General features: G+C 59.7%; 23 protein-coding genes. 20 read left to right on the top strand and 3 right to left on the bottom strand.

Annotation, left to right across the window (positions count from 1 at the left end; all coding sequences use genetic code 11):
• The first annotated feature begins 9 nt into the window (after positions 1-9).
• Genes CFBP6623_RS17320 through CFBP6623_RS17305 form a run of 4 tightly spaced genes read left to right on the top strand, consistent with a single transcriptional unit; the run spans position 10 to position 3,333 of the window.
• A complete protein-coding gene (locus tag CFBP6623_RS17320) occupies positions 10-1,041 on the top strand; it encodes an ABC transporter substrate-binding protein (protein WP_046801422.1) in 1,032 nt (343 codons plus the stop codon).
• Positions 1,038-2,066 carry a FecCD family ABC transporter permease gene (locus tag CFBP6623_RS17315; protein ID WP_046801421.1) on the top strand — a complete coding sequence of 343 codons (1,029 nt, stop codon included), beginning with the start codon at positions 1,038-1,040 and terminating at the stop codon, positions 2,064-2,066. Before CFBP6623_RS17320 ends, CFBP6623_RS17315 begins: the two co-directional genes overlap by 4 nt.
• Positions 2,063-2,863 (top strand): ABC transporter ATP-binding protein, encoded by an 801-nt coding sequence (locus CFBP6623_RS17310; RefSeq protein WP_080842807.1) that lies wholly within the window; start codon positions 2,063-2,065, stop codon positions 2,861-2,863. Before CFBP6623_RS17315 ends, CFBP6623_RS17310 begins: the two co-directional genes overlap by 4 nt.
• Positions 2,860-3,333: a pseudoazurin gene (locus tag CFBP6623_RS17305; RefSeq protein ID WP_046801419.1), complete on the top strand. Its 474-nt coding sequence runs from the start codon at positions 2,860-2,862 to the stop codon at positions 3,331-3,333. Before CFBP6623_RS17310 ends, CFBP6623_RS17305 begins: the two co-directional genes overlap by 4 nt.
• A 17-nt stretch (positions 3,334-3,350) precedes the next feature.
• Here CFBP6623_RS17305 and CFBP6623_RS17300 read toward each other — a convergent pair whose 3' ends face one another.
• Positions 3,351-4,175 carry a class I SAM-dependent methyltransferase gene (locus tag CFBP6623_RS17300; RefSeq protein ID WP_046801418.1) on the bottom strand — a complete coding sequence of 275 codons (825 nt, stop codon included), beginning with the start codon at positions 4,173-4,175 and terminating at the stop codon, positions 3,351-3,353.
• Between the two features lie 114 nt (positions 4,176-4,289).
• On the opposite strand from CFBP6623_RS17300, the gene CFBP6623_RS17295 reads away from it, so the two are divergent.
• The 10 genes from CFBP6623_RS17295 (at position 4,290) to CFBP6623_RS17250 (ending at position 17,211) form a co-directional block, all read left to right on the top strand.
• Positions 4,290-5,423, top strand: a complete 1,134-nt coding sequence (locus CFBP6623_RS17295; protein WP_046801417.1) for an ABC transporter substrate-binding protein — start codon at positions 4,290-4,292, stop codon at positions 5,421-5,423.
• Between the two features lie 96 nt (positions 5,424-5,519).
• Entirely contained in the window at positions 5,520-6,659 is a 1,140-nt protein-coding gene (locus CFBP6623_RS17290) for an ABC transporter substrate-binding protein (protein ID WP_046801416.1), read from the top strand.
• Positions 6,656-7,723 (top strand): FecCD family ABC transporter permease, encoded by a 1,068-nt coding sequence (locus CFBP6623_RS17285; protein ID WP_046801415.1) that lies wholly within the window; start codon positions 6,656-6,658, stop codon positions 7,721-7,723. The genes CFBP6623_RS17290 and CFBP6623_RS17285 overlap by 4 nt, the downstream gene beginning before the upstream one ends.
• Complete coding sequence (locus tag CFBP6623_RS17280) at positions 7,717-8,469, top strand: ABC transporter ATP-binding protein (protein WP_046801414.1); 753 nt, start codon at positions 7,717-7,719, stop codon at positions 8,467-8,469. The genes CFBP6623_RS17285 and CFBP6623_RS17280 overlap by 7 nt, the downstream gene beginning before the upstream one ends.
• A 173-nt stretch (positions 8,470-8,642) precedes the next feature.
• Positions 8,643-9,143: an RNA polymerase sigma factor gene (locus CFBP6623_RS17275; protein ID WP_046801413.1), complete on the top strand. Its 501-nt coding sequence runs from the start codon at positions 8,643-8,645 to the stop codon at positions 9,141-9,143.
• Between the two features lie 112 nt (positions 9,144-9,255).
• Complete coding sequence (locus CFBP6623_RS17270) at positions 9,256-10,251, top strand: FecR family protein (protein ID WP_046801412.1); 996 nt, start codon at positions 9,256-9,258, stop codon at positions 10,249-10,251.
• A 149-nt stretch (positions 10,252-10,400) separates the two neighbouring features.
• Positions 10,401-13,175, top strand: a complete 2,775-nt coding sequence (locus CFBP6623_RS17265; protein WP_080842806.1) for a TonB-dependent receptor — start codon at positions 10,401-10,403, stop codon at positions 13,173-13,175.
• Between the two features lie 104 nt (positions 13,176-13,279).
• Positions 13,280-14,035, top strand: a complete 756-nt coding sequence (locus CFBP6623_RS17260) for a hypothetical protein (RefSeq protein ID WP_046801410.1) — start codon at positions 13,280-13,282, stop codon at positions 14,033-14,035.
• Between the two features lie 13 nt (positions 14,036-14,048).
• A complete protein-coding gene (locus CFBP6623_RS17255) occupies positions 14,049-15,911 on the top strand; it encodes a type I secretion system permease/ATPase (RefSeq protein WP_046801409.1) in 1,863 nt (620 codons plus the stop codon).
• A complete protein-coding gene (locus CFBP6623_RS17250; RefSeq protein ID WP_046801408.1) occupies positions 15,898-17,211 on the top strand; it encodes an HlyD family type I secretion periplasmic adaptor subunit in 1,314 nt (437 codons plus the stop codon). The genes CFBP6623_RS17255 and CFBP6623_RS17250 overlap by 14 nt, the downstream gene beginning before the upstream one ends.
• Positions 17,212-17,235: 24 nt before the next feature.
• Here the strand turns inward: CFBP6623_RS17250 and CFBP6623_RS17245 are convergent, their stop codons facing one another.
• Together CFBP6623_RS17245 and CFBP6623_RS17240 are read right to left on the bottom strand one after the other, a co-directional pair.
• Positions 17,236-18,156: an SMP-30/gluconolactonase/LRE family protein gene (locus CFBP6623_RS17245; RefSeq protein ID WP_046801407.1), complete on the bottom strand. Its 921-nt coding sequence runs from the start codon at positions 18,154-18,156 to the stop codon at positions 17,236-17,238.
• Between the two features lie 33 nt (positions 18,157-18,189).
• The gene (locus tag CFBP6623_RS17240; RefSeq protein ID WP_046801406.1) at positions 18,190-18,903 is read right to left on the bottom strand and encodes a GntR family transcriptional regulator; all 714 of its coding nucleotides are present in this window, start codon (positions 18,901-18,903) and stop codon (positions 18,190-18,192) included.
• A 102-nt stretch (positions 18,904-19,005) separates the two neighbouring features.
• Here CFBP6623_RS17240 and CFBP6623_RS17235 point away from each other — a divergent pair, with 102 nt between their 5' ends.
• The 6 genes from CFBP6623_RS17235 to CFBP6623_RS17210 are packed head-to-tail and all read left to right on the top strand — an operon-like array spanning position 19,006 to position 25,492.
• Positions 19,006-20,058: a Gfo/Idh/MocA family protein gene (locus CFBP6623_RS17235; RefSeq protein WP_046801481.1), complete on the top strand. Its 1,053-nt coding sequence runs from the start codon at positions 19,006-19,008 to the stop codon at positions 20,056-20,058.
• Complete coding sequence (locus tag CFBP6623_RS17230; RefSeq protein WP_046801405.1) at positions 20,051-21,067, top strand: Gfo/Idh/MocA family protein; 1,017 nt, start codon at positions 20,051-20,053, stop codon at positions 21,065-21,067. The genes CFBP6623_RS17235 and CFBP6623_RS17230 overlap by 8 nt, the downstream gene beginning before the upstream one ends.
• A complete protein-coding gene (locus CFBP6623_RS17225; protein ID WP_046801404.1) occupies positions 21,064-22,137 on the top strand; it encodes a Gfo/Idh/MocA family protein in 1,074 nt (357 codons plus the stop codon). Before CFBP6623_RS17230 ends, CFBP6623_RS17225 begins: the two co-directional genes overlap by 4 nt.
• A 21-nt stretch (positions 22,138-22,158) precedes the next feature.
• Entirely contained in the window at positions 22,159-23,430 is a 1,272-nt protein-coding gene (locus CFBP6623_RS17220; protein WP_046801403.1) for an ABC transporter substrate-binding protein, read from the top strand.
• A 57-nt stretch (positions 23,431-23,487) separates the two neighbouring features.
• Positions 23,488-24,456: a carbohydrate ABC transporter permease gene (locus tag CFBP6623_RS17215; protein WP_020011947.1), complete on the top strand. Its 969-nt coding sequence runs from the start codon at positions 23,488-23,490 to the stop codon at positions 24,454-24,456.
• Positions 24,449-25,492 (top strand): carbohydrate ABC transporter permease, encoded by a 1,044-nt coding sequence (locus CFBP6623_RS17210; protein ID WP_046801402.1) that lies wholly within the window; start codon positions 24,449-24,451, stop codon positions 25,490-25,492. Before CFBP6623_RS17215 ends, CFBP6623_RS17210 begins: the two co-directional genes overlap by 8 nt.
• Positions 25,493-25,508: the final 16 nt, after the last annotated feature.

Raw genomic sequence — 25,508 nt, 5'->3', positions numbered from 1 at the left:
GGAGAACACATGTTTAATCCTGGACGCCTGCCGGCCTATGCCGGCCTTCTGGCCGCTGTGCTTGCGGTTTTGCCTGCCGCTTCCGCTCATGCTGCCGAAACGGTCTATCCCCTGACGATCAACAGCTGCGGTCAGGACATCACCTTCAAACAGGCGCCCGCCCGCACGGTATCCGTTGGCCAGAGCACGACCGAGGTCCTTTATCTGCTGGGCGTTGCCGACAGGGTGATGGGTACGGCGCTGTGGATCGGCCCGGTTTTGAAGGGTTACGAGGAGGCCAACGCCAAGGTGGAGCGGCTGGCCGACAATGATCCGAGTTTTGAGGCCGTTGTCGGCAAGAGGCCCGATCTCGTAACGACGCAGTTCCAGTGGCAGATCGGCCCCGAAGGTGTTGTCGGAACACCGGCGCAATTCGCCGAACTCGGTATTCCCGTTTATACCTCGCCTGCCGATTGCGTCGGCAAGGATAATTCCGGCGGCGGTGACGGCGTGCGCAAGACTGGCTTCACCATGGAGCTGATCTATCAGGAAATCCGCGATCTCGCGAAAATCTTCAACGTGCAGGATCGCGGCGAAGAGGTTGTCGCCGATCTGAAGAAACGTGAGGAGGCAGCCCGCGCCAAGATCGCTTCGGCGAATGGCAAGATTTCCGCCGTCTTCTGGTTCTCCAGCGCCGAACTGGATATCGACCCTTATGTGGCGGGCCGCCATGGCGCGCCCGGTTACATCATGTCGGCGCTCGGGCTGAAGAATGTCATCGAAAGCGATGAGGAATGGCCGACCGTTGGCTGGGAAACCATCGCCAAGGCCAATCCGTCCGTCATCGTCGCTGGCAAGATGGATCGCCGCCGTTTCCCGGCCGATGACGTTGCCGTCAAGCACAAGTTCCTCGCGGACGACCCCGTGGCCAGCATCATGCCCGCCGTCAAGCAAGGCCATGTCTTCGACATGGATGCGCAGGCGATGAACCCGACCATCCGCACGATCGAAGGCATTGAAACGCTGGCCGAGGCGATTTCGGCCGCCGGTCTCGCCAAGTGAACGGTTTTTCCGTCAATCTCGGCAGGGCGGGGCTGGCTTTTGCCGCGCTCGCCCTGCTGCTCGTCGCGCTGATGGCCGGAGCGGCCATCGGTGAGACCGCCATTCCCTTCGACGTGGTGGCGAAAACCATCGCCAATCGTGTCTTCCATGCCGGTTACCCGCTGGAGCCGCTGGATGAGGGTATCGTCTGGAGTTACCGTCTGAGCCGCGCCGTTGTCGCCGCCTGTTGCGGCGCTTCGCTGGCGCTTGCCGGTGCGGTGCTGCAATCGCTTTTGCGCAACCCGCTGGCCGACCCCTATATTCTCGGCATTTCCGCAGGCGCATCCACCGGAGCGGTGGCGGTCGCGCTTCTGGGTATCGGGGCAGGCTTTCTGACCATGCCGGTGGGGGCGCTGATCGGGGCTTTTGTTGCGTTCTCGCTGGTCAGCCTTCTGGCGGTGCGCGCCGGCCATGGCAACAGCGCCATCATTCTGGCCGGCGTGGCCGGTTCGCAGCTGTTCAATGCCATGACCTCGTTCATCGTCACCAAATCCGCCAATGCCGAACAGGCGCGCGGCATCATGTTCTGGCTTCTCGGTAATCTTTCCGGTGTGCGCTGGCCCGATGTCTGGATGGCTTTGCCGGTCAGTATCGCTGGTCTTGCGGTGTGCCTCTGGTATTCCCGGGCGCTGGATGCCTTCGCTTTCGGCGGTCAGGCCGCCGCCTCGCTCGGAATTCCGGTGCGCCGGACCTATGCGGTGTTGATCTCGGTTTCGGCGATCATGACGGCGGTGATGGTGTCGCTGGTCGGTTCCATCGGCTTTGTCGGTCTTGTCATTCCGCATGCGGCGCGCATCTTCGTCGGCGTTCGCCATGGCATGTTGCTGCCGGTGACGGCGTTGACCGGTGCTGTTTTCATGATCGTCGCCGATATTCTCTCGCGCATCGTCATTCCCGGTCAGGTGCTGCCGATCGGGGTCATCACCGCGCTCGTCGGCGCGCCGGCCTTTGCCTTCATTCTCGGGCAGAAAAGGGGGCGATCATGAGATTGTCCGCTCACGACCTGCATTTCCATGCCGGCAATGTCGATATCGTCCGGGGTGTTTCCATCGATGTCGGTTCCGGGGAGTTTCTGGGCATTATCGGCCCGAATGGTTCCGGCAAAAGCACGCTGCTTTCCATGCTGGCCGGTATCCGCAAGCCGCGCCGTGGCCACGTCACGCTTGGTGACGACGCGCTTGCCTCCTTCGGACGGCGTGATCTCGCCCGCCGATTGGCCTTTGTGGAGCAGCAGGCCGAAACCACCGAGCGTATTACGGCTCGACAGGCCGTCGAACTTGGACGCACCCCCTATCTCGGTCCGCTCTCCGCCTGGTCGGCCAATGACGACGCCATCGCTAATGCCGCGCTCGACAATGTCGACATGGCGGACAAGGCGGAACGATACTGGCATCACCTTTCCGGCGGCGAACGCCAGCGCCTGCATATCGCCCGCGCCCTGGCGCAGGAACCGCACATTCTGTTGCTCGACGAACCGACCAATCATCTTGATATCGGCCACCAGATCGGTCTGCTCGATCTGGTTCGCAGGCAGGGGCTGACGGTCGTGGCGGCGCTGCATGATCTCAATCACGCCGCCATGTTCTGCGACCGCGTCGCCATCATGCATCGGGGGCAGGTGATTGCGGCCGGTGCACCGCGCGAGGTGCTCACATCGGCGACGATCGCCGATGTTTTCGGGGTGCAGTCCGTCGTCACCACGGATGAAGGCGGCTTTTCCCATATTCGTTTTCTGCCGGCCCATGGGATGGCCGATCAGGCAAAGAAAGTATTGGCACGATGACGAGATTGAAAAAGCTTCGCCTTGGCGTGCAGCGGCGTAATGCTCTGGCCGGAATTGTATTGGCGCTGGCCACGGGCCTTCCCTTGCATGCCATGGCCGAAACCTTTGAGGTGAAAATGCTGAACCGGGGCGAAAAAGGCCCGATGGTGTTTGAGCCCGATTTTCTGGAGATCGCACCCGGTGACCGTGTGCGCTTCGTGCCGACCCACAAGAGCCACAATGCCGCGACCATCGACGGTATGGTTCCTGAAGGCGCCGAAGGCTTCAAGAGCCGCATCAACGACGAATTCGAGACCGGTTTTGACAGGCCGGGCTTTTATGGCATCAAATGCTCGCCGCATTACGGCATGGGCATGGTCATGCTGATCAAGGTGGGCGAGGCGACCTTGCCGCAGAGCTACAGGGAAATCGATGTGCCCGGCCGAGCGAAACCCCGGCTGGACGATCTCTTTGAGCAGGCCGAAAAATGAGACGGCTCTGGTCGTCCTCAGCCTTTCGCGGACATATCCGGCTTCACCGCGCAGACCGCATAACGGTGCTGAAGGCCGCGCAGGATGCCCTTCAGCAGGCTGAAATTTTTCGACTGGGCGCGATGGATGGCCTTTAGCTCCTGATCGACTGCGACGGGCTCGAAGCCCGTGGCGCGCAACAGTGCCGCGACATCGTCAGCCCGCGCTCCGTCGGAAAAATAGACCCGTGAAAGAATGCTGTTGAACGTATTGCCCGGATCCGCCGGCTTGTGCGGCTGGTCCGGCTTCACGAGGCCGGCGCGTTCGAGGCCCGCAGCCAGTCTCTTGACGAGTTTTTCGCGCCAGCCGACATTGACGAAATCGCCGTCGACGATCAGCAGCCGTCCACCCGGTTTCAGTACGCGGAACCATTCGGCGAAGCTCGCCTGTGGGTCCACCAGTGTCCAGACGAGATGACGCGTGATGATGACATCGGCGCTTTCATCCGGCTCCATGGTATTTTCGGCATCGCCGACAAAAAAGCGGATGTTGCGAGCGCGGCTTTTTGCTTTTTCCCGGGCGAGCGCCAGCATGGTTTCCGACCAGTCCATGCCCGTGACCTGAAAACCGAGATCGTCCATCAGGTGCGAAATGACGCCGGTTCCGCTGGCGAGATCAAGCGCCTTGCGGCCTTCTCCCGGTCCCAGATGCTTCAAAAGCAGGGCATGCCAGGCTTCGCGCTCATCTTCGGAAAAAATCTCATGTCCGGGGGAAAGGTCGAAGGTCGCGGCGCGGCCGGACCAGTAGGCTTTGATTTCATCTCTCAGGCTGTCGTTTTTGCCATATTGAATAGTGTCGATCATTTGGTCTTCAACCCGTGCGCCGGTCAGTTGAGAATGGCTCTAAAACATAAATGTTGACTAGTACAGTCAGAAAATAATACAGCCCCGCCAGTCAACACTGGAGAGCAATATCCGATGCGCATCTCAGCCAAATCTGCGGCACTTGCCCTTGGCCTTCTCGTATCCGCCGCCTGGCCGGCATTGGCCGAAAAGGTCACCGTCAAGGATGTGACCGGCCGGGATGTCGAAGTTAATGTTCCCGTTTCGCACGTCATCCTCGGCGAAGGACGGCAGATCTATTTCCTCGCGGCGCTCGACAAGGAAAACCCTTTCCAGCACGTGGTCGGCTGGCGCGACGATCTGGCGAAAGCCGATCCGGAAACCTATGACGCCTATCTTGCCAAATATCCTGAGATCGCCAAGCTGCCGACCTTCGGCGGTATGAAGGACGGCACTTTCGACGTCGAGCAGGCGGTTGCGCTGAAGCCGGACGTGATCCTGATGAATATCGACGCCAAGACGGCGACCGAAGAGGCAGGCTACATCGAGAAGCTCGCCAAGGTCGGTATTCCGCTTGTTTATGTCGACTTCCGCGAAAAGCCGATGGAAAATACCGAGCCGAGCATGCGCCTGATGGGCAAGCTGACGGGCAAGGAAAAGATCGCTGAGGACTTCATCAAGTTCCGTGCTGACTCCATTGCCAAGGTCACCGATACGCTCGCCAAGGCCAATCCGAAGAAGCCCGTCGTCTTCGTCGAGCGCGCCGGCGGTTATTCCGACGATTGCTGCATGTCCTTCGGTAACGAGAATTTCGGCAAGATGGTCGAGCTTGCCGGCGGCATCAACATGGCCAAGGACATCATTCCCGGCACCTTCGGCACCGTCAATCCGGAGCAGATCATCGCCTCCAATCCCGAGCAGATCATCATCACCGGCGGCAACTGGAACGGTTACGTTCCCGGCGGCAACTGGGTCGGCGTCGGTTATGGCGCGGATGTGAAGGAAGCCCATCGCAAGCTGGAAAACCTCACCAAGCGCCCGGCCTTTACCGGTGTGCAGGCTGTGAAGGACGGCAATGTCCACGCCATCTGGCACCAGTTCTACAACAATCCCTACCAGTTCGTCGCCATTCAGGAAATTGCCAAGTGGCTGCATCCTGATCTCTTCAAGGACCTCGATCCGGAGGCGACCTTCAAGGAATTGCATGCCCGCTTCCTGCCGCTTGACTACAAGCCCGGCTACTTCGTGTCTCTGAAGGACGCGAAATAAGACAGGGACGGTGAAGAGGAGCGCCGTCCGTTCGATGGATGAGACCGCAGTGATGCGGTTTCATCATTTTCTTTTGGAACACAATGAGGACTTCTCATGCGGCTCAATGCTCTGAGGCATCTTGCGGTGCTGGCCTTCTCTCTTCTCGCCATGACAGCCCATGCAGGCGAGATCACCGATGTCACCGGCCGCAAGGTCGAGTTGGACCTGCCGGCCAAGCGTGTCATCGTTGGCGAAGCCCGCCAGATCCACGTCATTGCGGCGCTGAAGGGCGATAAAACATTCGAAAACATCGTCGGCTGGCGTGACGATCTGCTCAAGAAAGATCCTGACAGCTACACGGCCTATGTCGAGCGTTTTCCGCAGATCGAGAAACTGCCGCGCTTCGGTTATCTGCCGCAGGGTGATTTCAGTCTGGAAACGGCAATCACCCTTTCCCCTGATGTCATCACCCTCAATCTGGAAACAGAAAAAACCGCCAAGGAAAGTGGTTTCGAAGAGAAGGCCGCTGCCGCCGGCATCAAGATCGTCTATCTCGATTTCCGCATCGATCCCGACAGGAACAGCGAAGCCTCGATCGAAATCCTTGGGAAATTGTTCGGTGCCGATGAGCGCGCCAAGGAATTCATCGCCTATCGCCGTGCTGAAATCGCCCGCGTGACCGACCGGCTCGCCAGCGCCAAGGACCTGAAGCGCCCGAATGTCTTCATCGAGCGTTCACCGGGCATTTCCGGCGAGAACAATTGCTGCCGCACCTTTGGGCCTGCCAATTTCGGCGCGATGGTCGATCTGGCCGGTGGTCACAATATTGCCGACGGCATCATCAAGACGACCTTCGGCGATCTCAATCCCGAGCAGCTGGTCGTCGCTGATCCGGATCATGTCATCGTCACCGGCTCGAACTGGGCGGCGGAATCCGACATCAACCAGTTCGTTCCCCTCGGGCTGGGCGCAGACGTGGCGCTTTCGCGCGAGCGGCTGGCCAATCTGATGACGCGTACGCCGTTTCCGGAACTGAAGGCGGTCAAGCAAGGCAATGTCCATGCCGTCTGGCACCAGTTTTATGGCGCGCCTTACGAGTTTTTGCCGATCCAGCAATTTGCCAAGTGGTTCCATCCGGACCTCTTCGCCGATCTCGATCCGGAAAAAAACGCTGAGGAATTTTACCGGAAGTTCCTCCCCGTTACCTATAAGCCGGGCTATTTCGCCTCGCTCGAAAAAGGTTTGAACCAATGAGTTCGCTGAATGAAAGCGCCGTTGGCGTCAGCGGGCGCGATCAATATCGCGCCCTTGCCGCGCGCAGGATCGTTATTCTTCTCGGGCTTTTCATCGCCCTTTGTTTCAGCATGGCCGCGGATATGGCGCTCGGCCCGGCGCGCTATACAATCTCCCAAGTGCTGGCGACCATTGCCGATCCGGCCGCCGCTGCAAACCAGCTGCGGGTCGTGATCTGGGACATCCGTATGCCGATAGCGCTGATGGCTGTCACTGTCGGTGCATCGCTGTCGGTTGCGGGTGCGCAGATGCAGACCATCCTGTCCAACCCGCTTGCCAGCCCCTTCACGCTCGGCATTTCGGCTGCTGCAAGTTTTGGTGCGGCGCTGGCGCTTGTCGGCGGCGTGGCGATCTTTCCGGGTGCTGTGCATTATATGGTGCCGATCAATGCCTTCATCATGGCCATGGTTGCGGCGCTCTTCATCCATTTCGCCTCGACGCTGCGCGGTGTGACGGTTGAAACCATCGTGCTCCTCGGCATCGCTCTGGTCTTCACCTTCAATGCGGCGCTGTCGCTGCTGGAATATCTGGCGTCCGAACAGGCGCTTGCCGCCGTCGTTTTCTGGACCATGGGAAGCCTTACGAAGGCAACCTGGGAAAAAGTCTATGTGACTGCGGCCATTCTCGTCATCACCGTGCCGATGTTCATGCGCAACGCCTGGGCGCTGACGGCACTCAGGCTGGGCGATGACAAGGCAGCCAGCATGGGCATCAATGTGCGCCGGCTGCGGTTGCAGACGATGCTGACGGTCAGCCTGCTGGCGGCCATCCCGGTTTCTTTCGTCGGCACCATCGGTTTTGTCGGGCTTGTCGGTCCGCATATCGCCCGCATGCTGGTAGGTGAAGATCAGCGCTTCTTCCTGCCCGGCTCGATCATCTGCGGCGCGCTGCTTCTGTCGACAACCTCGGTCATCAGCAAGGTCCTCATCCCCGGCGCCATTTTGCCGATCGGGGTCATCACGGCGCTCGTCGGCGTACCGTTCTTTTTCGTGCTCATTTTCGGCAACAGGAGACGCGCATGGTAGCGCTCGCACTGAAGGATGTCGGTGCCGCCTATGGCCGCACTACGGTTCTGTCCAAGGTCGGCATCGATACGCTGGAAAGCGGTAGCGTGACGGCGGTGATTGGACCCAACGCCGCTGGCAAATCCACGCTTTTCAAGCGTATCGCCAGCCTGATCTCCGGTCCCGGTCTGGTCGAACTCTCCGATACGGCGCGCGGTAACCGCGCCATTTGCTACATGCCGCAGGATACCGGCGCCAACGCCGTGCTGACAGTCTATGAATCCGTGCTTCTTTCCGCCAAGCAGGGTGGCGGCTGGCGCGTTCAGGATGATGAGCTGTTTGAGATCGATGCCATTCTCAAGGCGCTGAAAATCCACGATCTTGCCTTCCGCGGTCTCGGCGAGTTGTCCGGCGGCCAGCGGCAGCTGGTGTCGCTGGCACAGGCGCTGGCGCGCAAGCCGGAAGTCTTGCTGATGGACGAGCCGACATCGGCGCTCGATCTTCACCGGCAGATCGAGGTTCTAGGTTTCGTGACCGAGCTTGCCCAGAAAACCGGCATGATCGTGTTGATCGCCCTGCACGACCTCAACCATGCACTGCGTTATTGCGAGAATACGATGGTAATCGCGCGCGGTGAAATGGTGGTGAGCGGCAGTACTGAGGCGGTGATAACCTCGGACATGCTCCGCGATATCTATCGCATTGATGCCCGTATCGAGCCCTGTTCGCAGGGGCGGCCGATGGTTATCGTCGACGGAGCTATCTAACGCCAGCAGAAGCAGGCCGCATCTGCTGGCGGCCGCACAAATTCTTGATGATAATTGTCATGAAATATCTGTTCGACTGACGGTTTGAGTGCTAGAGATTTTTACCGGAAATCTGCGCTGCCAAACAGCGGCGTGCAGTTTCGTTGATCCTTGAAATTTCTCTCGGTTGAGACATGGGCATACGGGAAGATGACAAGCGTTATAACGCTTACGTCGCGCATAGGGTCGACCTGATCAAATACGCCACCCTCATTTTGGGGTCGCGGGCGGATGCGGAAGACGTTGTTCAGGAGGCATTCCTGAAATTCGTTCCGGAGGCCTCCGGCAACCCCTCCAACCTCAAATCCTATCTCTTCCGCATCGTTCGCAACCTTGCTCTCGATAACCGTCGGCGAAGTCGCCAGGACCTGCGGGAGCGGCCGGATGACACCCCGTTCTGGGGTGTGCCGCAGGATCACGGCACGCCGGAGGAACATGCGCTGTTCTGCGATGAAGTCCGGCAGATGCAGACTATTTTGGCCTCCCTGCCGGTTCAGGCACGTGTGGCGTTGGAAATGCATAGATTCGGTGGTTACAATATGGAAGAGATCGCGCGTCACCTCGGGGTGTCCGTGGCCAGCGCTCACCGTCTGATCAAGGGCAGCATTGCCGCGATTACCAAAGAAATGAAGTAAAATTGCCCTGCTTGCCGCATCCCGTGAAAAAAATCTCTCTCTCAAACGTCTTTATAACAACGCGGAAGACGAGGCGGCTCCTCCGCCTGCCCAAAGGAACTGGCCGGGTTCAATGACCATTGATCCAGACAATAAAATAGAATTGCCGAACGGGAAGGCGGAAGAAGCGGCCGAATGGCTGCTTCGCCTTCAGGCAGGCACAGTGGAACCGCGGTTGAAGGCTGAATTCGACCGATGGCTGGCATCGTCTCCGGCAAACCGTCTTGCCTGGGAGCGGACCTGCAAGACGTGGCGCAACCTCGGTCTGCTAGAGCCGGAATTCAAGAGCCTCTGGGAAGATGCGCCGCATCTGCCGGAAAAGGCCGCGAAACCGGTATCGCGGCGGCGTTGGTCCGGGCGGCATTATGCCGGTGCGGCGATGGCGACGGCGGCTCTCTGTCTTGCGGTGCTGTTCGTCCCGGCGTCTCTCGTCCGTATCAAGGCCGATTATCAGACCAGTACCGCTGAAAGCCGCACGATAACTCTCGATGATGGCAGCAGGGTACAGCTTGCGGCGGCGAGCGCTCTTTCCACGGATTTCACCAATGGTCGCCGCACTGTGAAAGTGCTGAAGGGCGAAGCTTTCTTCGATGTCGTGCCGGACACCACGCGCCCCTTCATCGTGGAGGCGAAAAACGTCACCGTTCAGGTGCTGGGCACGGCTTTCGACGTCGACCTGACGGATGGTGTAACGCAAGTCGCACTTGCCCACGGTTCCGTGGAAGCCTCCTTCCGCAACGCACCGCCAACCCGGCTCGTGCCGGGCGAGATGCTGATTGTCGACGCTTCGGGCACGATCCGCAAAGAAAATGTGTCCGTCGAGGATATTGGCGGCTGGCGCAATGGCGAGCTTTACGTGGTGGATGCGACGATCGGTTCTGTGGTGGAACAGATCCAGCGTTACCATCCGGCATGGCTGACGATGGCCGACAAGACGCTGGCCGAGCAGCGGGTGACGGGCTTTTACGATCTACGCGAACCGGACCGCGCGCTGGAAGCATTGGTGGAGCCTTATAAGGGCAAAGTTCACGCGATTGGCGATAGTGCCCGCATCATCACCCGCTTCTGAAACGCTATGAAGCAAAAAATCATGTTTATTTTCAGTAATTTATAAAATTTATTCCGAAAGCCTGAAAAAAATTGCCGAGGCAATCGTCTTTTTGTTGAGTAATCCGGTCAAGATATATCCGGAGTGAAAGACAGGAAGACAAAGCTAGTATGCGCCTCCAGATACGTACGACCGGTTCAGAGAAAAAAACGGGACAGCGGGCGCGCAGGGCCGCCCTGCTGGCGACGACAGTGGTCGCCGTGTCAATTTCGATGCCGGCTTTTGCGCAGACCGCGGCGAATACCGCAAATGGTCAGCGCGCCGGTGGTGAGCAGGGCGCAACGCGGCCATTCAATATTCCCGCCCAATCGCTATCGTCCGTCGTCGGCGCTTTCGGGCGGCAATCCGGTCTTCAGGTCACGCTTGCCACGCCATCCGCCGGCAATGTGCGCACCAATGCCGTCACGGGCAGTTTCACGGTGAGGGAGGCCCTGTCACGGCTGCTGGCCGGCACTGGCGTCAATTTCCGCATCGCCGGAAATGGCCGAACGGTCGTCATCGGCACGGGGCAGGCGGCCGCCGATCTTTCCGGGGCCGAAGGCACGACTGTTCTGGAAGCAATCACCGTCACCGGTAAAACCGGGCGTAATTCCATTGCCGGCACCGGTTATCAGGGAACGCCGGACTGGGTTTATGAAACCCCTGCCAGCGTCAGCGTTGTCAGCCGCGAGGCGATCCAATCCGCCGGCGTGCGCAATACGCGCGATGTCTTCAACCGGGTATCCGGTGTTTATGCCGGGGAAGGCAATGGCAGTTTCCCGACAGTTTCACCCAATGTGCGCGGTTTGCAGGAGAGCGGCCGCGTGGTCGTCTCCATCGATGGTGCGCGGCAGAATGCGCAGCGTGGTTTCAGCACCGGCGGCGCCTCGATTTATTCCGCCAATAACGGCCAAGCCTATGTGGATACGGCCTTTATCCGTGCGGTCGAAGTTGAGAAAATGACCAACGCTACCTCCGGCAATGCCGGTTCTCTGGGCGGCAAGGTTGAGTTCCGCACCATCCGAGCCGCCGATCTGATCCCCGAAGGTGCGAACAAAGGCGGAGAGGTCAATATTTCCCGCGGCACCAATGGTTACGATTTTCAGGGTTCGGTTCTGGCTGCTGTTCGAGAGCCGGATGGTCCTCTTTCTTTCGTCGCAGGTTACAGCCGCACGATCATGGACGAATACAAGATCGGAACGAAAGGTGAGGCCCAAAGCACCGCGCTGACGATGAAAGACCTGCTCGGCCGGGAAGGCTGGTCGACCTTCTTCAAGGGCGAAGGCGATTTCGGGGATGTGCAGACTTCATTGTCATGGATGCATCAGCAGAATGATTTTGTGCAGGGTGCATCCAACTTTATCGACCGGGAAAGCGTACGCAACGACAGCATCGTGGCCAAGCTGGACTGGAATCCCGAAAGCGAACTCATCGATTTCAAGTCGTCACTATGGCTGAACGATAACATGACGCATGAACTGCGGGGCGCGCGTACTTATGCGGTAGAGACAAATCTCGATATGGGCCTGCGTAGTTTCGGCGGCAGCGTGGAGAATACCAGTCGTTTCGATACCAAAGCGGGTGCCCTCAGCCTGAATTACGGGGCGGAAGCTTTCAGGGACATTTCCTCATCGGTTACCACGAGTTCCGCCATTGCGAACAACCCCGCCTTCGCCAGCAGCTACACCGCTTTTAGTCCGCCTGGGCGGCGCGATGTCGCGAGTCTGTTTTTAAACGGTGAACTTGAACCTGCGGATTGGGTAACGATAAGTGGCGGTGTGCGATATGACTGGTCGCGCCTGAAAGGCAAGTCGACATATTACGATGAGATTTCGTACCTGCGCACGATTACAGTTGCATGCGATCCTATCGGCAACAATTACACTGCGTCGCAATATTATTACGCTGTTTTTCTCCCGCAAAATCCCGGCACAAATATCACCGAGGCAAGATTTCTCAGCCGAGTCTGGAGCAATGTTTCATCGACCTGTATGCCGGGAACCGGGCCTTCGGCCACACGATATGATCCCGTTGTCGAAAACCCTGCCTATGAGACGGACATCGACCGTACCTATAGCGCGTGGCTTCCCTCAGCCACAATAGAATTCAAGCCATTCGACTGGCTTCGCCCCTATGTGAGCTATTCTCAAAGCCTGCGCCCGCCGACAACTCTGGAGGCTTTTTTTGCCGGTGCGCGCCCCGGAGATTCCGTTGGTTACGAATATGCCCCGAACCAGTCTCTCCGGGCTGAAAAAGCCACCACCTATGAGATCGGTGCGAATATGAGCTTCGACGGTGTGCTGCTGGACCACGATTCTGTGCGCATCAAAATGGCTGCCTTCCGCCGCGAGGTGAAAGATTACATCGCGCTCGGCTATCTCGTCACCGATCAGGTTCCTGGCCGCACCTATACAAGCTTCGTCAATCTCGATGGCACGACCTATATGCGCGGGCTTGAACTTGAGGGCAATTATGATGCACGAAGTTTCTGGCTTGGTGGTTCGGCAACGTTGCTGAAGACAGACTGGCCGGACAAAACGCAGGTTTTTTCCAACGGCACCACAACAACGAGCGGCGAGATCGTCGCCTGGCCCGGCGATGTGGCCCCAAAGGTGAAGCTCACGCTCGATGGCGGTATGCGTTTCTTTGAGGAAAAATTCTCTCTGGGCGCACGGTTGAACCACGTCACGCCGACACAATCGCGCACGCTCGATACGGAGGGCAATCTGCGTGAGGTGACCGATCCCTACACGACGGTAGACCTCTATGGGTCCTACGCTTTCAATGACAAGGCAACGCTTCGTTTCGCCGTCAATAACCTGATGGATCGTAAATATATTCCGGCAACAAGCGCCTACACCGCGCCTGGCCGTACCTTTATCGCGACGATGAACGTGAAATTCTGAGGCGCGGAAGAGATTCTCCGGGCCGGGTTGCAGCCCGTCCCGGAGATGAAACGCCTTTGTCACAGGACGAAGGTATCGATATTGGCCAGCAAAGGAGTACACCTATGGCTACCACAATTCAACTGACGCAGTCTTCCTCCGACCTGATCGGCTATCTCAACGGTTGGACGAGCGGTTTCGGTTCGACCTATGGTGCGTTCTACGACGCTCAGACCAGCTCTCTCGCCACGACCACCATCGATCCCAACACGACCTATGAGGCGTGGGGCGATGGCAGCAACGGCGGCAAGGGCATCGTCATGAGCGGCGCTCTGCAGTACTCCCAGGGCAACCTGACGGGTTCGGTTGACAGCATTGTTCTGGGCACCGGCTACAGCCAGTCCACCAGCGGCATCGCCGTCAGCCAGCAGGAACTGCTGATCGATCCCGACAGCGCCTATTCGCTCGCCGGCGCGCGCGATCTACTTGATCTCGCGGTTTACCAGCTTGCGCGTTTCGGCTCGCTGGCCGGCTTTTATGACTACTTCGCGGCTACCGGCACTGTAGTCGAAGATACTGCATCTTCGAACACGCTGACCGGTTTTGCCGGCGCTGATACATTCGTCTTCTCGGGTGGTAACGATATCGTAACCGCTGGACCAACCGGCACCTATGGTTATCAGGATGGTACTGATAAGCTTGATGTATCCGGTTGGGGTTCAACCTCGGTCGCAGACCTGTTCTGGTATAACCTCAACGGCAATGCGGTGGTGGAATCAGACTCCGACGCCTCCGTTTCGATCACACTCGTTGGTGTAGATTCCAGCGTACTCGACGCATCGGACTTCATTTTCGCCAGCGCATCGGCGCTTGCCGCATAAGGAAAAACAGGCTGTGGGCTTTCAAAACCACCAGCAGACACCGCCGCAGTCCCTCACTGCGGCGGTTGTTTCGCCCCTTAAAAGCACATTTCTCGGCGTCGCGCTCGTCAGCGGTGTCGTCAACATACTGGCGCTCACCTCGCCACTCTTCATGCTGCAGGTCTACGACCGCGTGCTGGCCAGCGGCAGCCTGCCGACACTGGTCGGGCTGGCCCTTCTCGCGCTCGGCCTCTATGGTTTCCAGTGCCTGCTTGATATCATCCGCGCCCGCGTTCTGATCCGCATCGGCGAAGATTTCGACATGCGACACTCCGGCAGGGTGCATGATGCGGTGGTGCGCCTGCCGCTCGTCAACCGCATGCCGGGCGATGGGCTACAGCCGCTGCGCGATCTCGACAATGTCCGCGGCTTCCTCTCCGGCACGGGTCCATCAGCCTTTTTCGATCTGCCGTGGATGCCGCTTTATCTCGGCATATGTTTTCTGTTTCATTTCTGGATCGGCGTGACGGCCCTTGCCGGCGCCATTTTGCTCATATCGCTGACGATCCTGACCAACATCTTTTCGCAGAAGCCGATCCGCGACACGATGGTCGAAAACATGGCCCGCAATCGGCAGTTGGAGGCCTCGCGCCGCAATGCCGAGGTTGTGCAGGCCATGGGGCTTGGCGGCAGGCTCGGCAAGCGCTGGCAAAACTCCAACGAGGCCTATCTCGCCGCCAATCGCAAGGCGGGCGATGTGGCCGGCGGTCTTGGCAATATCGCGAAATCCCTGCGGGTCGTGCTGCAATCGGCCATTCTTGCGGTTGGCGCATGGCTTGTCATCAACCAGGAGGCGTCGGGCGGCGTGATGATTGCCAGCTCGATCATGATGGGCCGGGCATTGGCGCCCGTCGATCTTGCCATTTCCAACTGGAAGTCCTTCGTGGCCGCTCGGCAGAGTTGGGCGCGGCTGAGGGAGCTTTTCGCGCAGATGCCGGCCAATGCCACAGCCATGGCACTGCCGAAACCTGAAAAGGAATTGCGGGTAGAGAACGCCACCATTGTTCCGCCGGGCGAGAGAAAGCCAACTGTCACCGGCCTTGGCTTTGTCATCACTGCCGGAAATGCGCTCGGGGTGATTGGCCCCTCCGGCTCCGGCAAATCCACCCTGTCGCGTATTCTCACGGGCGCCTGGATGCCGGCGGCCGGCAAGGTGCGGCTGGATGGCGCGAGCTTCGATCAATGGGATCGCGAGGCCCTTGGCCGTCATATCGGCTATCTGCCGCAGGGCGTGGAGCTGTTCGACGGCACGATCGGTGAGAATATTTCCCGTTTCGAGGACAATCCCGATCCCGAGGCCATCATCGCCGCGGCAAAAGCTGCTGGAGCGCACGAACTGATCCTGCGTTTCGAAAAGGGCTATGACAGCGATATCGGCGAGGCGGGCTCTGCCCTTTCGGCCGGGCAGCGCCAGCGCATCGGGCTTGCCCGCGCGCTTTACGGCAATCCCTTCATCGTGGTGCTGGACGAGCCGAACGCCAATCTTGATGCGGAAGGTGAAGCCGCCGTGGTCAAGGCGATTGCGTCGGTCAAGGCGCGCAAGGGCATCGCCGTCGTCGTCGCCCACCGGCCGAGCGCCATCGGCGTTGTCGATCTCATTCTGATGATGGAAGAGGGACGGATGAAGGCCTTCGGCCCGCGCGACGAGGTACTCTCAAAAGTGCTGCGCGTTCCCCAGGGTCAGGCTCAAAAAGGGCAGGCTCCCAAGGGATACACCGCATCCGCCCAGACGGTCTCGCCGTTGCGTGTCGTGGCCAATACCCAAGCCCAGCCAGTTGCGCTGGAAGATGCCCGGGAAGAGAACAGCCAGGAAGGAGATGCGGATGTCAAACACTGATCAGCGCGCCCATGTATCCCGCTCCATCCGCACACATTTGCTTGCCGGCCTTGCCGCAGGCGTTGCGTTGCTGGCCGGTGTCGGTGGCTGGGCTGCGACGACCAATCTTGCCGGTGCTGTGGTCGCCTCCGGTCATCTCGTGGTGGATTCCTACAGCAAGAAAGTACAGCACCCGAGCGGCGGCGTCGTCGGCGAAATTCTGGTGAATGAGGGCGACAGGGTGAAGGCCGGAGATGTCGTCATGCGCCTCGACGCGACCCAGACCCGCGCCAATCTCGCCATCGTGACAAAGCGTCTGGATGAGCTGAATGCGCGCATGGCAAGGCTGGAAGCCGAGCGGGACGATATGCCGGAACTCGTCTTTCCGCAGGCTCTGCTGTCACGCAAGGATGATCCCGATGTCGCTTCCTCCATGCGCAGCGAAACCAGGCTGTTCGAGTTCCGCAAGTCCTATCGCGAGGGTCGAAAAGCGCAGCTGTCCGAACGAATTACCCAGTTCGAGCATGAAATCGAAGGCTTGAAGGCGCAGGAAGTCGCCTATGATAACGGTCTTGCGGTTTTACAGGCTGAAATCACCTCGCAGAAATCCCTGCGGGAACAGGGCGTCGTGTCCGTGCAGCGGCTGAACAGCCTGCAGACGCAGGCCGCGACATTTGGCGGCGAGCGCGGCGAAAAAATTGCTTATCAGGCGCAGACTGCCGGCCGGATCACCGAAACGAAGCTGCAAATCCTGCAGATCGATCAGGAATTGCGCACCGAAGTCGGGCGGGAGCTGCGCGAGATACAGGCCCAGATGGGTGAATTTGTCGAGCGCAAGGTCGCCGCCGAAGATGAATTGAAACGCATCGATATCATCGCGCCACAATCCGGCATGGTGCATGAAATGGCGGTGCATACCGTCGGCGGCGTGGTGACGCCGGCAGACCCCATCATGCTCATCGTGCCCGATGGGGACGAGCTGGCGCTCGAGGTGCAGATCGTACCGAAGGATATCGACCAGTTGCAGGTGGGGCAAAAGGCCATGCTGCGCATGACCGCCTTCAACCAGCGCGTCACGCCGGAACTGGAGGGCCATATCAGTCGCATCGCGGCGGATATCACCACCGATCAGCGCACCGGTCTCTCTTATTATCTGGCGCGGATTTCCGTGCCGGTCACAGAGCGGGAAAAGCTCAACAATGCGCCGCTGGTGCCGGGCATGCCGGCAGAGGCTTTCATCCAGACCAGTGAAAGGACGGCGCTGTCCTATATCGCTAAGCCGTTGACGGACCAGATCAGCCGCGCCTTCCGGGAGGAGTAGGAATCTGCGCTCGGTTTCCGGGCTCTATCCACCTTCGCCAAAACGGAAGGCTGCAAATCCCTTCGTCGTTGTCGGGATCGCCCAGACGCCGCCCGAAAACGGTGCTTTCGCGAGCCGGTCTTCGGACATGTTGTGGCGGTGTGATGTCAGGAAAAGGATGCTGAAATCAGGTCCTCCGAAGCACGGCATGGTGGGGTGCGGGACGGGCGCTGCGAGCACCTCCGCATGCCCGCCGTCGGGTGTGAAAACGTTCAACAGGCCCGCGGAAACGCCCGCGCTGTAATAGGTGCCGCTGCTGTCGAGGCAGCCGCCATCGGGTCTTCCTGTCTCTTCCGTCATATGGGCCACCGGCACGCCCTCACCGAACATGCCGTTCCTGCTGTCGAATTTTCGCCGGCGTATCCACTTCTGGACGGAATCGCTCTGCCACATGATGGAACCGTCCTGGGAAAAGGCGAGGCCGTTCGGGCATGTCAGGCCGGTCTGCATGCGCTCGGCGCTCTTTTCGGTGATCCGCCAAAGTTCACCATGGGGCTCCATGTCCGCGAGTGGCACATTGTGCATGGTTCCCACCCAGAAAGCGCCGTCGGGGCCAACCCGTCCGTCATTCAGCCGGCAAGGAATGCCGCCCAGCGCCGGAATGGAGTGGAGGAGACGCGTTTTGCCGCTGTCCGGATCGAGGATGACAATATCCATGCCACAGGCGACAATGAGGTCGCCGTTCTGACACAGCCCGAGACTCGATACCGTGTTGGGAAACGCCCATTCGCGATAAAGGCCCGGCTCAAGCGCTGCGGATCGCACCGTTCTGCCGAGTATATCGCACCAGAAAAGCACCTGTCGCCGCTCGTCCCAGACAGGGGATTCCGCAAGTGTGCTCATCGTGTCGCACAGAAGTCTCGCCTGCGACATGGCAAGCGCTTTTTCGGGATTTGCCGTGTTCATGATGCTCGAACCGTTGAAAATGATGGCGCGGAATTATTCGAAATAGTCCTGGTGGTTCTCGAAAACCTGCGAAAGAATGCCGAGGACGCGTCGCAGGTGCTTGCGCAAACCATCGGTCGCGCGGGCTTCGTCCCCGACCTTGATCGCATCGTACACCGCCTCATGTTCGGAGAGCAGCCGCGCCATATGCGCCTCGTCGGTGATGGCGAGCGCGCGCAGGCGGTCCAGCCCCGCCTTTTCGCGGATCAACAGCGTTTCCAGCCTCTCCAGACCCGTTGCGGCGGCAAGCGCACTGTGGAACTGGTCGTCATGCACACGGAAAGCCTTTCTGTCCCCGCGGTGCATGGCTGCGCGCTGGCCGGTAAGGGCGTGTTCGATCTCCAGCTCGGCTTCCGCTGTTAGGCCGATCTGGCACAGCCTGCAAACGGCAGCGACTTCCAGTGCCTCGCGGATGAATTGCGCGCTGCGAATGTGTTTTTCCGACAATCTGGAGACATAGGTGCCACGGCTTGGCAGGGTGACGATCAGGCCGTCATCCCGCAGGCGGCTCAGCGCTTCGCGCACCGGCGTGCGGCTGGAATTGAAGGACTGCCCGATTTCGTTTTCCGAAACCGCCTGGCCGGGAAAAAGCTCCCGGGAAAGGATGGCCGATTTCAGCGCGGAATAGATCTGGTCCACAACCGGACGGTTAAGGTCCAGTCGCTCCATCGTCGGCACGGTGCCACCTGTTACGGGAATTTTCGGCATATACCCTCCAGTGTTTTCATAACCGGTATACCGGAACACAAGCCTGTTGACAACCGGCATACCGGTATGCAAATTATTGTGCATGGGAAGGAGGCTCCCGAAATGCAAAATATCAAGACCTGCGTCATCGTTGGCGCCGGAATGGTGGCGAAGACGCATGTGCTCGCCTGTGCGGCAAGTCCGGAAAAAATTCACCTGAAGGGTTTAGTTGATGGCGGTTCGGGCCGCGCCAGGGCGCTGGCGGCCGAAGCGTCGAAACACGCTGGATATGAGGTTGCCGTTTATTCCTCGGTCGAGGAGGCAGCGCGCGATGCGGATGTCGATTTCGCCATCATCGCGACACCGCCGAATGCCCGCATTGATATCGTCGGACAGCTCGCGAAAGCGGGCAAACACATCCTTATGGAAAAACCCATCGCCCGCAACACGCAGGAAGCCGAAGGCCTTGTCGCCCTCTGTCGTGACGCCGGCGTCACGCTCGGCATCATCTTCCAGCATCGCATGCGGGCGGCATCGCAAAAAGCCCGTGAGCTTGTGGACGACGGGACGCTCGGAGCGCTGGGTCTCTGCGAAATTTCCGTGCCGTGGTGGCGCGCGCAATCCTATTATGATGAGCCCGGCCGCGGCACCCTGGCGCGCGACGGCGGCGGTGTTCTGATCTCCCAGGCAATCCACACCATCGATCTGGCGCTCAGCCTTGCCGGGCCGGTTTCGCGTGTTCAGGCCATGGCGGCGACGACACGGTTTCATCGCATGGAAACGGAAGATTATGTCGCGGCCGGTCTGCGGTTCACGAACGGCGCCGTCGGCTCGCTCGTGGCAAGCACTGCAAGTTTTCCCGGCACTCCTGAATCGATTGTCCTGCATTTCGACAATGCCAGCCTGCGGCTCGCCTCGGGCCTCCTGCATGTCGACTGGCGTGATGGCCGGCAGGAGACCTTCGGCGGCACGGCCTCCGGCACGGGTGGCGGCGCCGACCCCATGGCTTTCACGCATGAATGGCATCAGGGCGTCTTCGAAGATTTCGCAGATGCCATCTCCTCAGGGCGCGCGCCGGTCGTCACCGGTGAAGCGGCTCTTTTGTCTCACAGATTGATCGACGCGATCATCAACTCAGCCGATACTGGCAAGGAAGTGGAACTGCAGGATGAGTAAAGCAATCAAGTTCGTCGCTCTTGGTATTGAGCACCGGCATATTTTCGGCATGGCCCAGAACCTGCTGGATGCCGGCGCCGAATTTGCCGGCTGGTGGACAGAGGGCGAACCCGACGTCGTGGAAGGCTTCGTGAAGCGCTTCCCGAATGTGCCGCGCGCCGCTTCGAAGGAAGCCCTGCTTGCGGACGGCACCATTGATCTCGTCGTCATCGCCGATATTCCGTCCAAGCGCGCCGATCTTGCCATCGCCGCCATGGAGGCCGGCAAGGACGTGATGTCCGACAAGCCTGGCTGCACTACCTTCGAACAGCTCGATCGCCTTCGACAGACCGTGGCAAAGACCAAGCGCATCTGGACCGTCGACTTCTCCGAGCGTTTTGAAGTTCCGAGCGTGACCAAGGCCGCTGAACTGGTCGCGCAGGGCGCCATCGGCCGCGTGATCCAGACCGTCGGCCTCGGGCCGCATCGCCTGAACCGGCAGATCCGCCCGAAGTGGTTCTTCGAGCGTGAAGCATACGGTGGTATCATCACCGATATCGCCAGCCACCAGATCGACCAGTTCATGTTCTTCACCGGTTCGACCGAAGTGGAGATCGTGGCCGCCACCGTTGCCAACTATGCCAACCCGCGCGATCCGGGCCTGCAGGATTTCGGCGAAGTCGTGCTGCGCGGCGACAAGGGCCACGGCTATATCCGTGTCGACTGGTACACGCCCGATGCGCTGCCGACCTGGGGTGACGGCCGCCTGACGATCCTCGGCACCGAGGGCTACATTGAGCTGCGAAAATATGTCGATGTCGGCAACAAGGAAGGCACCGACCGCCTCGTTCTCGTGAATGGCGACCGCTGCGAATATATCGATGCTTCCGGTGCTGGCCTGCCCTATTTCGGCCGCCTGTGCGACGACATCCGCAACCGCACGGAAACGGCGATGACGCAGGAGCATGTGTTCAAGGTATGCGACCTGTCGCTGCAGGCGCAGGCCAAGGCCGAGGGAGCTTCGAAATGATCGGTGTTGCCATCATTGGCGCCGGCATCGGCGCCCAGCATCTGAGCGGCTATCGGGCCCTGCCGAAGCGCTTCGTCGTCAAGGCGATCTGCGATCTCGATCTGGAGCGCGCCCGTTCCGTGGCGGGTGAGGATACGTCCATCCGCCTGACGACCGATCTCGATGAGGTTCTGGCGGATGAGAGCATCCAGCTGATCGACGTCTGCCTGCCGCCGCACCTGCATTTCCCCGTTACGCTGAAGGCGCATGCGGCGGGCAAGGATGTGGTCTGCGAAAAGCCGCTCGTCCGCTCGCTTGAAGAGGCAAATGCGCTCATCGACTCCGTTAAAAAGACCGGCCGTGGCGTGTTTCCGGTCTTCCAGTACCGTTTCGGACATGCGATGCGGCAGCTTCGTGCGCTCATCGATGCAGGCCTTGCGGGCAAGGCCTTCGTCGCGAGTTCGGAAGTTCACTGGAACCGTGGCGCCAGCTATTACGACATTCCGTGGCGCGGCACCTGGAAGGGTGAATGCGGCGGCGCGATCCTCGGTCACGCCATCCATGCGCATGATCTTCTCTGCCACGTTCTCGGCCCGGTCGAAGAAGTTTTCGCCATGGCCGATACGCGCGTCAACAAGATCGAAACCGAAGATTGCGCCGCACTCAGCTTCCGCATGAAAAGCGGCGCGCTGGCGACGAGTTCGGTGACGCTCGGTGCCGCCGAAGATACGTCCCGCCTGCGTTTCTGCTTCGAAGGCTTCACCGCCGAGAGCGGCACGCTGCCCTATCGCCCGGCCGAAGACACATGGCGTTTCATCGCCCGTGCACCCACCACGCAGGACCAGATCGACGCCGTTCTGGCAACGGTGGCCGATGGCGAAAACGGCTTTGCCGGTTTTGTCGAAGCGATCGCTGACGCGATGGAAGGGCGCGGCGGCAAGGAAGTGACCGTCAATGACGGCTTGCAGTCCATCGAACTCGTTACCGCCATCTATCGCTCGGTCAGGGAAGGAAAGCCGGTCCGCCTGTCCGATGCCGCTGAAGGCGAGTGGATCAAGGGCTGGGCTCCGCGCACATCCGCCAACGCATAATCATCTAAGGGAGGAAAAGAGATGATCGGTAAATACAGCATGGCATTGGCGCTCGCCATTGGCGCGGCGTCCTTTGCAGGCGCCGCCCAGGCGGCCCAGGAAGTACGCTTCACCTGCGCTTATGACGGCAACGGCTGCGAAATTCTGAAAGACATTCTCGCGCGTTACGAAAAGCAGCATCCGGACGTAAAGATCGTCACTGACGTCGTGCCCTACAAGGCGCTGCTGGAAGGCTTGCCCGTGCAGCTTGCCGGCGGCAGCGGCCCGGATTTCGCAACCGTGACCGACCTTGGCGGTCTCAACCGCTATTATCTCGATCTCACGCCCTATGTGGACGCGAAATATTGGGAAGACAATTTCTCCAACGTGCTGAAATGGTACCGCAGCGGCCCTGACGACAAGGGCATCTACGGCATGCATACCCAGCTCACCATCACCGGCGCCTTCATCAACCGCACTTTGTTCGATCAGGCCAATGTCGCCGTACCCGGCAAGGATGCAACGCTGGACGACTGGGCGAAGGCCGCAAATGCCGTCGCCAAGGCGACCGGCACGCCTTACCCGATGGCCATTGACCGTTCCGGCCACCGCATTGCCGGTCCGGCCATTTCCTATGGCGCGAAGATTTTCGATGCTGATGGTAAGCCCATTCTCGTCGATGAAGGTTTCACGACCTTCGTGAAGAAATTCGTGGAATGGAACAAGGACGGCACCATGGCGCGTGACGTCTGGGCCGGGCAGGGCGGCAATACCTATCGTGACGCCGCGCAGGAATTCATCAACGGCCAGCTCGTCTATTATTATTCGGGCAGCTGGCAGACCGCGCGCTTCGACAGCCAGGTCGGCGATGCGTTCGACTGGGAAGTCGTGCCGCAGCCCTGCGGCGGCGCTGCCTGCACCGGCATGCCGGGCGGTACCGGCGTTGTCGGCTTCAAGCAGACCAAGAACCCGAAGATCGTTGCCGACATCCTGAACTTCCTCGCTCAGGACGAGAATTATCTCGACTTCACGGTTCGCACCCGCAACGTTCCCGCTCATAAGGCCGTGGCTGACAAGGGCGTGACCTATACGGGTGCGACGCCTGCGACGCAGAAGGCCATGAACGCCTGGCTGGACCAGATCCCCGGCCTCAGCCCGATTGCCTATACCTATCAGGGTTACAAGAACAATCGCGCCATGTTCAACATCTCCGTACAGCGCATCACGCAGGCCATCGTCGGTGAAAGCACCGTTGATGAAGCCATGGCCCGTGCGAAGACGGACCTCGAGGAAGCGTTGAAACAGGCGAAGTGATCCATCGCCTTCCGGCGCGGCGCATGCCGCGCCGCGCCGGATCGAAGGAGGACCCTCATGTATAAATTTCTTGCGCCCGTCATGGGCATCGTCGAACTGCCCTTTGCCTTCCTGCAGAAGGTTCTTGGCCATCGGCGGATCGCCTGGGTGTTTCTTACACCCAATCTGATCCTGTTCGCGGTCTTCGCCTTTCTGCCGATTGTGCTGAACATGGCCTATTCCGTGACCGGCAGCGAACACATATTGCTTTCCGAACGCCCTGCCGTGGGCGGCGAAAACTTTTCGGTCCTTCTTTCCTGTCAGAATTACCTCGACCCCAATTCCTGTCAGCGCGACCTGTTCTGGCGCTCGGTCTGGAACACGGTTTTCTTCGTGGTGCTGCAGGTCGGTTTCATGGTCGGCTTCTCGCTGATCACGGCCATCGTGCTTAACCGCGATATCCGGGCGCGCGGGTTCTTCCGCGCCGTCTTCTTCTTCCCCGTGCTGCTGTCGCCCGTCGTTGTGGCTTTGATCTGGAAGTGGATTCTCCAGCGTTTCGGCGTTCTCAATGCGGCGATGGAGGGGCTCGGCCTTGGCTCGGTCGACTGGTTGCTCGAAGCCAATCTTGCCTTCGGCTGGTCGGTCTTCCTCTCAGTCTGGGCGCATATGGGTTTCTACACGCTCATTCTTCTCGCCGGCCTGCAGGCGATCCCGCGTGATGTCTATGAGGCGGCGCAACTCGACAAGGCAAGTCCGTGGCGCATCTTCCGGCGCATTACGTTGCCGCTGCTTGCTCCCACCATGCTCGTCGTTCTCGTCCTGTCGCTCATCAAGGGCGTGCAGACCTTCGATGAAGTCTTCGCCTTCACGGGCGGTGGCCCGGGTTCGGCGACCACCTTCATCATTCAGTTCATCTATCAGACCGGCTTTGCCGGGACGCCCCGCAATTTCGGGCTGGCGGCTGCCGCTTCGCTGCTGCTCGCCGTGGTGCTCGTGGTGCTGACCGCCCTACAATTCCGGGCAAACAGGAGCAAGGTCGATGGCTAGGATTGGCGCATTTCTGACCCGTACGCGCGGCCGAAACGGCAAACTGCACTGGACCGACTGGCTATCCTACGCCTATCTCGGCGTGGCCGTGCTGATGATGTTTGGTCCCGTCGTCTGGCTCGTGCTTTCCTCGTTCAAGACGGAGGCCGATCTCCAGCGCTTTCCGCCGCGCCTTCTGCCTTACACGCAGGAAACCGTGGTGGTGGACGGGCAGGCAGCGCCGCTGCCGGCCTATGTCGACAAGGATGGCCGCAAGTTCGGCATGGTTCGCCGCATCGGTCTCGTGGCCCAGGTGGTTGATCCCACAAAGCCCGCCGAAGTTCTGAAGATGCCGTTCAACGAGCTGAAGTCGGCTGAAAAGGTGGCGCTGGCCACGGAAAACTACACCGAGCTTTTCCAGCGCTTCAATTTTCCGCTCTATTTCTGGAACTCGACCTTCATCACGGTGACGTCAACTCTCATCATGCTGATCGTCAATTCCATGGCGGCCTTTGCACTCTCGAAATACCAGTTCAAGGGCAGAGGCGTGGTGCTGGCGCTGGTTGTAGGGACGCTGATGATCCCGCAGACCGTCGTGCTGGTCCCGCTGTTTCTCATCACCAGTCAGCTCGGCATGATCAACAGTCTCTGGGGCGTCATCATTCCAGGAGCAGCGACACCCACAGGCGTCTTCCTGCTGCGGCAATATATGCTGACGATCCCGGATGAAATCCTCGATGCCGCCCGCATGGACAAGGCGAGCGAGTGGAAGATCTACTGGCGCATCATCCTGCCGCTTTCGGCGCCGGCGCTTGCGGTGCTGGCGATCCTTGCGATCATGTGGCGCTGGAACGATTTCCTCTGGCCGCTGATCGTGTTGACGCGCAACGACAACTTCACCCTGCAGCTGGCGCTCAACTCCTTCCAGGGGGAGATGACGACGGAATGGAGCAATCTGCTGGCCATGACGGTGCTGACACTCGCCCCGATCGCGCTGGTCTTCATGTTCCTGCAAAAATACATCGCCACCGGCATTGCATCGACTGGCGGCAAATAATCCTCAGGGAGGAAAC

It is taken from the genome of Agrobacterium tumefaciens (genome assembly GCF_005221385.1).
GTDB classification, from domain to species: Bacteria; Pseudomonadota; Alphaproteobacteria; order Rhizobiales; family Rhizobiaceae; genus Agrobacterium; species Agrobacterium tomkonis.
The sequence above is the reverse complement of the archived record's forward strand: the minus strand, read 5'-3'. Positions and strand labels throughout refer to the sequence as shown.